This is a genomic window from Cupriavidus sp. GW822-FHT06G04 (assembly GCF_058799075.1).
On the sequence record NZ_JBXALD010000013.1, the window covers coordinates 179512 to 187147 of the forward strand.

Below are 7636 nucleotides of genomic sequence, written 5' to 3' on the forward strand. Positions count from 1 at the left end.
TGCCAGAAAAGATGCGTTTGCGGTTGAGGAACATTGAATGGTGTTCAGCGTTGGGTTGTCCGATGTGCGGCGAGAAGCGCCGCCACGCGGGCAATGTCGGCGACTATACCATCGGCGTCGACGGCTTGTACAGGGTTGCCATGGTTGTAGCCATAAGGCATCAACAGCACTCCCATCCCGGCCGCCCGGGCCGCGCGGGCATCGTTTTCGGAGTCGCCGATGGCCAGCACCGCTGCCGGATCCAGCCGGAACACTTCGGCCACCTTGAGCAGCGGATAGGGATCCGGCTTGCGCAGCGCAAACGCATCGCCGCCGTAGACGAGTTCGAAATACTGCGCCAGGCCGGTCTTGGCCAGCAGCGGCTCGGTGAAGTTCCACGGCTTGTTGGTGACGCACGCCATGCGCAGTCCCAGCGCCTTCAGCGCCGCAAGCCCTTCCCGCACGTTCGGATAAACGTTCGAGAACTGCCCGTTGATGCGCACGTATTCGCGGTCATAGAGCGCGTAGGCATCGGCGAAGAGGCTGTTGGCGTGCAGCGGACTGAAGCGCGCGTCGAGTACGCGGCGGATCAGGTTTTCCGAACCCTTGCCGACAAAGCTGACGATCTCCTGCGCGGACATCGGCTCGACCGGCCCCAAGTGCGGATGCTGGTGCACCAGCGCGAGCAGCATTGCATTGACCGACGCATGGAAGTCGCCAGCCGTATCGACCATGGTGCCGTCGAGGTCGACGATCACCGCCTGGATGCCGCTCCAGTCGGTACGGCGCAGGATTTCGAGGCTCATGCCAAGCGCCTCCGGATTACTTGCCGGCGCGGGCCAGCTCGGCGCGCAGCGCGGCAATGATGCCCTTGTAGCCGCCGTCGGCGTCCGGCTTGCCGAACACCGCGGATCCCGCAACAAAGGTGTCCGCGCCAGCCGCCGCGATTTCCGCGATGTTGTCGACCTTCACGCCGCCGTCCACCTCCAGAAGGATCTGGCGGCCGGTGCGCGCGGTGTATTCGTCCATGCGGGCGCGCACGGCGCGCAGCTTGTTGAGCGTCTCGGGGATGAACGACTGGCCGCCGAAGCCCGGATTCACGGACATCAGCAGGATCACGTCGAGCCGGTCCATCACATGGTCCAGATGGTGCAGCGGCGTGGCCGGATTGAATACCAGTCCCGCCTGGCAGCCGTGGTCGCGGATCAGCGCAAGCGAGCGGTCGATGTGATCGCTCGCCTCCGGGTGGAAGGTGATGATATTGGCGCCCGCCTTGGCGAAGTCGGGAATGATGCGGTCCACCGGGCGCACCATCAGATGCACGTCGATCGGCGCGGTCACGTGCGGGCGGATCGCCTCGCAAACCAGCGGGCCCACAGTCAGGTTGGGCACGTAGTGGTTGTCCATCACGTCGAAGTGGATCCAGTCGGCGCCCGCCTCGGTAACACGGCGCACTTCCTCGCCCAGGCGGGCGAAGTCGGCGGACAGGATGGACGGCGCGATGCGGAAAGTGGGCTGGCTCATGATCGTGGGGCCTCGGTGAATCGGCCGGAAAGCGGCAAAGTGGGGGAATCGGGCGCGTATTTTACGCCGGTCCGGTCGCGGCCGCCCCGGCGGCGGGCGCGCAACGGGCCGCTTGCCGCTGCCCAGCCCTTGCCGCACAATGCGCAACACTTGGCCGCCGCGCGTGGCCTGCCCACCATCCTCACCCGTCGAACAATGAGCGAGTACGCTTTTTCCGTCGCCGTACGCACCCAGTACATGGCCGACCAGTCCGATCCGGACCGCGGGCGCTACGCATTCGCGTACACCATCACCATCCACAACACCGGAGAAGTGGCGGCACAGCTGATTTCGCGTCACTGGATCATCACGGACAGCGACAACACCACCCAGGAAGTTTCCGGGCTGGGCGTGGTTGGGCACCAGCCATTGCTCAAGCCGGGCGAGCACTTCGAGTATTCGAGCTGGGCGACGATCTCGACGCCGGTTGGGTCGATGAAGGGCGAGTACTTCTGCGTGGCCGAGGACGGCCACCGCTTCGAGGCGCCGATTCCGGAATTCGCACTGGTTCTGCCGCGCATGCTGCATTGAACCGCGCGGCGGACGCGCACCGGGCGTGGGAACCTACGCGTCCGGGCCGCTGTCTGCGTCCTTCGGTGCGGGATTGGCGCGCGACGGATGATCGCTTGGCGCGCGTGTGGGACGCGGGTTCTTCTTGGCGGTCCCCATCGTCCACACCACGATGAATATCAGCAGCAACAGCGCCACGCCGGCTTCGGCGGCCAGCAGCAGGGTGGGATGGTTTTCGAAGAACTGGCTCATCTCGATGGGGGCGGTCGACGCGACGGATTGAGATTGTAGGACATACGCGACGCGCCGGACCGCGCCACCGCCGAAACCTCGCGCGCGTCATGCAGAGAACGAATCAGATGGCATATCAGCATTCCCAGCGCGCCCCCCGCGCACTTTCGATTTCGTCGACTTCGCGTCAGCGTCGGTACGATTGGCTGGCCCTGACGGCATCGGCCATCGGCGCGGCGTTGCTGGCCGGTTGCATGAGCGGCCCGCCGCCACGCATCCTGGGTCCCGGCGGCACCGCCCCGGGCACCATGGCGCCGTCCGCATCGGCGGCAGGCCGTCTGCAGCCGGCAAGCTGGACCGAGATCGGTGGCTGGAGCCAGGATGATGTGCGCGCCGCGTGGCCGGCGCTGCAGGCCAGTTGCCAGGCCCTGAAAAAGAAGCCGGAATGGAATCGCGTCTGCACGACGGGGCTGATGGTCGATGCTGGCGACCTGAACGCCATGCGCAAGTACTTCGAAACCAATTTCCAGCCATACCGCGTGGTCAATACCGATGGGACCGACAGCGGCTTGATCACCGGTTACTACGAGCCGATCCTGCACGGATCCCGCTCGCGCCAGGGCCAGTACCAGATCCCGCTCTACAAGCGGCCGCCGCAACTGGGCCGTGGCGCCTTGCCTGCGCGGGCCGAACTGTTGCAGAACCCGGCGTTGCGCGGCAATGAACTCGTGTATGTGGACGACGCGGTGGAAGCCGCGTTCCTGCAGATCCAGGGATCGGGTCGCATCCGTCTGACCGACGGCACGATGATGCGGGTGGGGTTTGGTGGCACCAACGACCAGCCTTTCCGCTCGTTCGGCAAATGGCTGCTCGACCGCGGCGAGATCACGCCTGCCCAGGCCACAATGCAGGGCATCAAGGCATGGGCGCGCGCCAACCCGGGCCGCGTCGACGAGATGCTCAACGTGAATCCTCGCTTCGTGTTCTTCCGTGAACTGCCGCCGAGCAACGATGGGCCGGTGGGCGCGCTTGGTGTGCCGCTGACTGCGGAGCGGTCGATTGCGGTGGATCCCGCCACGATTCCGCTCGGTGTGCCGGTGTTCCTGTCGACGACGCGCCCGCTTTCCGTCGAACCGATCCAGCGCCTGATGTTCGCGCAGGACACCGGCTCCGCCATCAAAGGCGGCGTGCGCGCCGACTTTTTCTGGGGCGCCGGCGATGCTGCCGGCGAAACCGCGGGGCGCATGAAGCAGGGCGGCCGCATGTGGGTGCTGATGCCGCGCAGCTGATCGCACGCCGATCAAGCGTGCGTCGTGTGGCTAGGGGGCGAGCGCCTCGCGTCCCCTCCCGCCCCGATGTGGCCCTCGGTGTGGCCCTGCTTCATAATCGGCAGAGCCGCCCGAGCCTCTGTCAGCGCGGCCGGTTGTCGACGATGCGGCGCGCCTTCCCGACCGAGCGCTCGACGCCGCCTTCGGGCAGGATCTCGATCGCAGCCGTTACGCCGATGTAGGCCTTGATATCGTGCGCCAGCACCGATTGCGCCTGGCCAGCGATCGCCGGATCGGCGCCATGGTTGCATTCGACGCGCACGGTCAGGGTATCGAGCGGACCTTCCTTGCCCAGCACGCACTGGTAGTGCGGCGCAAGTTCGCTGTGTTTGAGGATCAATTCCTCGATTTGCGACGGAAACACGTTGACGCCCCGCACGATCATCATGTCGTCGGTGCGGCCGGTGATCTTCTCCATCCGCCGAAACGCCGCGCGCGCCGTTCCTGGTAACAAGCGCGTCAGATCGCGGGTGCGATAACGGACCACCGGCATCGCTTCCTTGGTCAGCGATGTGAAGACCAGTTCGCCGAATTCGCCATCTGGCAGCACTTCGCCGGTATCCGGATCGATGATCTCCGGATAGAAGTGATCCTCCCAGATTGTGGGGCCATCCTTGGTTTCCGCGCACTCGTTGGCCACGCCCGGGCCCATCACTTCGGACAATCCATAGATGTCGACCGCCGATATTCCCATGCGCTTCTCGATGGCCAGCCGCATTTCGGGCGTCCACGGCTCGGCGCCGAAGATACCAATGCGCAGCGACGTCGATGCCGGGTCGATGCCCTGGCGCTCGAGTTCGTCGGCAATGGCCAGCATATAGCTGGGCGTCACCATGATGATCTCGGGCCGGAAATCCTGGATCAATTGCACCTGGCGCTCCGTCTGGCCGCCGCCGAACGGGATTGCCGTCAGGCCGGCTTTCTCGACGCCGTAGTGTGCGCCCAGTCCGCCCGTGAAAAGCCCGTAGCCGTAGCTGATGTGAACTTTGTCGCCACGCTTGGCGCCCGATGCGCGGATCGAGCGCGCCATCACGGTCGCCCACGTATCGATGTCGCGCAGCGTATAGCCGACCACGGTTGGCTTGCCGGTGGTCCCCGACGATGCGTGGATGCGCGCGATGCGGTCCTGGGGCACGGCAAACATGCCGAATGGATAGTTGTCGCGCAGATCCTTCTTCGTCGTAAACGGAAATCGCGCCAGGTCCGCCAGGGACCGGAGATCGTCTGGGTGTACGCCGGCATCTTCGAACTTGCGCCGATATACCGGCGAGTTCTCGTAGGCATGGCGTAACGACCATTTGAGGCGGTCAAGCTGCAGTGCCTGAAGATCCTGCCGGCTAGCGGTTTCGATCGGCTCCAGGGGCAGGTCGGTAAGGCGCGTACTCATGAATGTCTCCACTTCCGGGGGGCGCTACGTTGGCGCGAAGCGAGTTGCCAAGGCGGACCAAGGTTCAGGACGGCGCGATGACGTGTCCTTTGATTTGTGCTGACTTGCCGCGAAACATCGCGACGGGCTCGCCAGCGCGATTTACCACCTTGATGTCATAAATTCCGTGCCGGCCCGACAGTACCTGTTCAACAGCTTCGGCAGTCAGCACATCGCCGCCTTGCACGGGGCGCAGGAAGTCGATCGAACAACCGGAGGCCACCGTGCTGATGTTGTAGCTGTTGCAGGCGAACGCGAAAGCCGAGTCAGCGAGCGTGAACATCAGCCCGCCATGGCAGATGGCATGGCCATTCAGGAATTCGGTTCGCACCTCCATCGACAGACGCGCATAACCTGGGCGTACCTCTTCCAGCACCATGCCCAGCCAGCGGCTGCAGGCGTCCGATTCGTACATGGCGCGGGCCGTGGCTTCGGCCAGCGCCTGGGGATCGTCAATCAAATGAGTCTCCAATTCAGTGGAAGGGAGTCGGGGTCAAGCGCCGGTGAAGCGTGGTGCGCGCTTTTCCAAGAAGGCATTGACGCCTTCGGTGTAGTCATGTGAGCGGCCCAGATCGCGCTGGAGGTCCCGCTCGAGATCGAGCTGTGCGTCCAGCGAATTGGTGGCGCTGGCATACATGGCCTGCTTGATCGCCGCCAGCGCGCGCGTGGGTTGCGCGGCGAGATGGGTTGCCAGGGCCATCGCCTGTTCGGACAGCAAGGGATCGTCCATGACTTCCCACACCAGTCCCCACTTCTCTGCGTCTTCGGCGCTGAGCTTGTCGCCCGTCATGGCCAGGCCGAGCGCCCGCGCCAGCCCCACGCGCTTCGGCAGCAACCACGTGCCGCCGGAATCGGGCACGAGCCCGATCTTGACGAACGCCTGGATGAAGCTGGCCGATTTGGCTGCGAGAACGATGTCGCAGGCCAGCGCGAGATTCGCGCCCGCGCCGGCGGCGGTGCCATTGACGGCGGCGATAACCGGAAGCGGTAGCGCTTGCAGACGCCGTACCAGCGGGTTGAACCAGGTGTCGATAAGTTCGCCGAGATCCGTGGCGTAGTCCGGGCTGAAGTCGAGATCGGCCAGATCCTGCCCCGCGCAGAATCCGCGCCCAGCGCCGGTCAGTAACAACGCGCGCGCGCCACCCGCTTCGGCATGGTCCAGCGCCTGCACGAGGCTGCGGTGCATGTCGCGTGTAAAGCTGTTGAGCTTTTCCGGCCGATTGAGCGTGACCACCGCCACATCGCCGTGCCATCGCAGCAAAATCGGGCCGGACTCAAGCTGGACGCGCGCCTGCGAATGGGCCGGGTTTGGGGGCATGGTTGTCTCCTGCGCCATATGGTTCTCCGGGACGGTCGAATGTGGATGCGTTGCCACGGCGTGCCGCTGGGTCATTGTAGGTAGCCCCGCGGTCATTAAATAAACCGACCAGTCGGTCGGCAAATATTAGTCGGCTTGGGGCGGGGGCGCAAGAGTGTGGCGGCGCGAGGCCGGGCTGGCGCGTAGTCGTCTTGACCGTCATTCACTGCGCGGGAGAGTATCGGTGCACTGCCAACAGGACAGAACCATCGATTGCTAGGAGAAGACATGTCGTACGAGAACATCTTGGTGGAAACCCGCGGCCGGGTGGGGTTGGTGACTCTCAATCGGCCGAAAGCGTTGAACGCGCTGAACGACGCGCTGATGGATGAACTGGGCGCTGCGCTGGTTGCCTTCGACCAGGACGAAGCCGTCGGCTGTATCGTCATCACGGGTAGCGAGCGAGCGTTTGCGGCGGGTGCGGACATTGGAATGATGGCCAAGTACTCGTATATGGATGCTTACAAAAGCGACTACATCACCCGGAACTGGGAAACGATCCGTCGCATCCGCAAGCCCGTTATTGCTGCAGTAGCTGGTTACGCCCTGGGCGGCGGCTGCGAATTGGCGATGATGTGCGACATCGTTATCGCGGCCGACAATGCCAGGTTCGGGCAACCGGAGGTCAAGCTCGGCACCATGCCGGGTGCCGGCGGGACGCAGCGGTTGCCACGGGCGGTATCGAAAGCCAAGGCAATGGACCTTTGCCTGACCGCACGCATGATGGACGCCGCCGAAGCCGAACGAGCCGGCCTGGTATCGCGCGTTGTTGCGGCCGACGCGTTGATCGACGAGGCCTTAACCGCTGCGGAAACCATTGCTAGCTATTCGCTGCCCGTGGTCATGATGATCAAGGAATCCGTCAACGCCGCATATGAGACGACTCTGAATGAAGGGGTGCGATTCGAGCGGCGCCTGTTTCATGCCACGTTTGCCACGGAAGACCAGAAGGAGGGTATGGCGGCGTTTGTGGAGAAAAGGGCACCTGCCTTCAAGCATCAGTAGGACGTATCGGGAATACCCGATAGCGATGGTCGGTTATTGTGCGAGAAAGGAAATTGGTCTTGGAGCTGAATTTCCTTTCCGATCAACGGTTTGAATAGAGCTTCCGGGCTCGTGTTTCGCTTGTTCATGACAAACGTATTGCAAAGCCCGGAGATTCGTCCTAATATTCGCCCCCTCGCAACACGAAGCGCGCTGCCAAGGCAGTGTTGGCAAGGGTTTGCGGGGCGGCAGTGGTTG

General features: G+C 64.0%; 9 protein-coding genes. 3 read left to right on the forward strand and 6 right to left on the reverse strand.

Annotated features, from left to right (window positions below):
• Positions 1 to 44: 44 nt before the first annotated feature.
• Positions 45 to 785, reverse strand: coding sequence for a phosphoglycolate phosphatase (gph, locus tag AC1RKI_RS25555; protein ID WP_227458891.1), 741 nt, complete (start codon positions 783 to 785; stop codon positions 45 to 47).
• A 16-nt stretch (positions 786 to 801) separates the two neighbouring features.
• Positions 802 to 1503, reverse strand: a complete 702-nt coding sequence (gene rpe, locus AC1RKI_RS25560) for a ribulose-phosphate 3-epimerase (RefSeq protein WP_492798286.1) — start codon at positions 1501 to 1503, stop codon at positions 802 to 804.
• Positions 1504 to 1698: 195 nt separating this feature from the next.
• Between rpe and apaG the strand changes: the two genes are divergently transcribed.
• On the forward strand, positions 1699 to 2073 hold the full coding sequence (gene apaG / locus AC1RKI_RS25565; protein WP_061952979.1) for a Co2+/Mg2+ efflux protein ApaG: 375 nt from the start codon (positions 1699 to 1701) through the stop codon (positions 2071 to 2073).
• 33 nt (positions 2074 to 2106) lie between these two features.
• Here apaG and AC1RKI_RS25570 read toward each other — a convergent pair whose 3' ends face one another.
• Positions 2107 to 2304, reverse strand: a complete 198-nt coding sequence (locus tag AC1RKI_RS25570) for a hypothetical protein (RefSeq protein WP_061952977.1) — start codon at positions 2302 to 2304, stop codon at positions 2107 to 2109.
• Between the two features lie 107 nt (positions 2305 to 2411).
• On the opposite strand from AC1RKI_RS25570, the gene mltA reads away from it, so the two are divergent.
• A complete protein-coding gene (gene mltA, locus AC1RKI_RS25575) occupies positions 2412 to 3572 on the forward strand; it encodes a murein transglycosylase A (protein ID WP_244787730.1) in 1161 nt (386 codons plus the stop codon).
• 121 nt (positions 3573 to 3693) lie between these two features.
• Here the strand turns inward: mltA and paaK are convergent, their stop codons facing one another.
• The 3 genes from paaK to paaG all read right to left on the reverse strand — a co-directional run bounded on the left by paaK (position 3694) and on the right by paaG (position 6355).
• Positions 3694 to 4998: a phenylacetate--CoA ligase PaaK gene (paaK, locus tag AC1RKI_RS25580; protein WP_061952972.1), complete on the reverse strand. Its 1305-nt coding sequence runs from the start codon at positions 4996 to 4998 to the stop codon at positions 3694 to 3696.
• A 64-nt stretch (positions 4999 to 5062) separates the two neighbouring features.
• Entirely contained in the window at positions 5063 to 5497 is a 435-nt protein-coding gene (gene paaI, locus AC1RKI_RS25585; protein ID WP_150982624.1) for a hydroxyphenylacetyl-CoA thioesterase PaaI, read from the reverse strand.
• 33 nt (positions 5498 to 5530) lie between these two features.
• Complete coding sequence (gene paaG / locus AC1RKI_RS25590; protein ID WP_492798289.1) at positions 5531 to 6355, reverse strand: 2-(1,2-epoxy-1,2-dihydrophenyl)acetyl-CoA isomerase PaaG; 825 nt, start codon at positions 6353 to 6355, stop codon at positions 5531 to 5533.
• 267 nt (positions 6356 to 6622) lie between these two features.
• Between paaG and AC1RKI_RS25595 the strand changes: the two genes are divergently transcribed.
• Positions 6623 to 7399: an enoyl-CoA hydratase gene (locus tag AC1RKI_RS25595; RefSeq protein ID WP_150982626.1), complete on the forward strand. Its 777-nt coding sequence runs from the start codon at positions 6623 to 6625 to the stop codon at positions 7397 to 7399.
• Positions 7400 to 7636 lie beyond the last annotated feature (237 nt).

Excerpts from the sequence above, each read along its gene's own strand:
- AC1RKI_RS25570 (WP_061952977.1), bottom strand. The coding sequence starts at position 2,304 with ATGAGCCAGTTCTTCGAAAACCATCCCACCCTGCTGCTGGCCGCCGAA.
- paaG (WP_492798289.1), bottom strand. The coding sequence starts at position 6,355 with ATGCCCCCAAACCCGGCCCATTCGCAGGCGCGCGTCCAGCTTGAGTCC.
- apaG (WP_061952979.1), top strand. The coding sequence starts at position 1,699 with ATGAGCGAGTACGCTTTTTCCGTCGCCGTACGCACCCAGTACATGGCC.
- AC1RKI_RS25595 (WP_150982626.1), top strand. The coding sequence starts at position 6,623 with ATGTCGTACGAGAACATCTTGGTGGAAACCCGCGGCCGGGTGGGGTTG.
- mltA (WP_244787730.1), top strand. The coding sequence starts at position 2,412 with ATGGCATATCAGCATTCCCAGCGCGCCCCCCGCGCACTTTCGATTTCG.
- gph (WP_227458891.1), bottom strand. The coding sequence starts at position 785 with ATGAGCCTCGAAATCCTGCGCCGTACCGACTGGAGCGGCATCCAGGCG.
- paaK (WP_061952972.1), bottom strand. The coding sequence starts at position 4,998 with ATGAGTACGCGCCTTACCGACCTGCCCCTGGAGCCGATCGAAACCGCT.
- rpe (WP_492798286.1), bottom strand. The coding sequence starts at position 1,503 with ATGAGCCAGCCCACTTTCCGCATCGCGCCGTCCATCCTGTCCGCCGAC.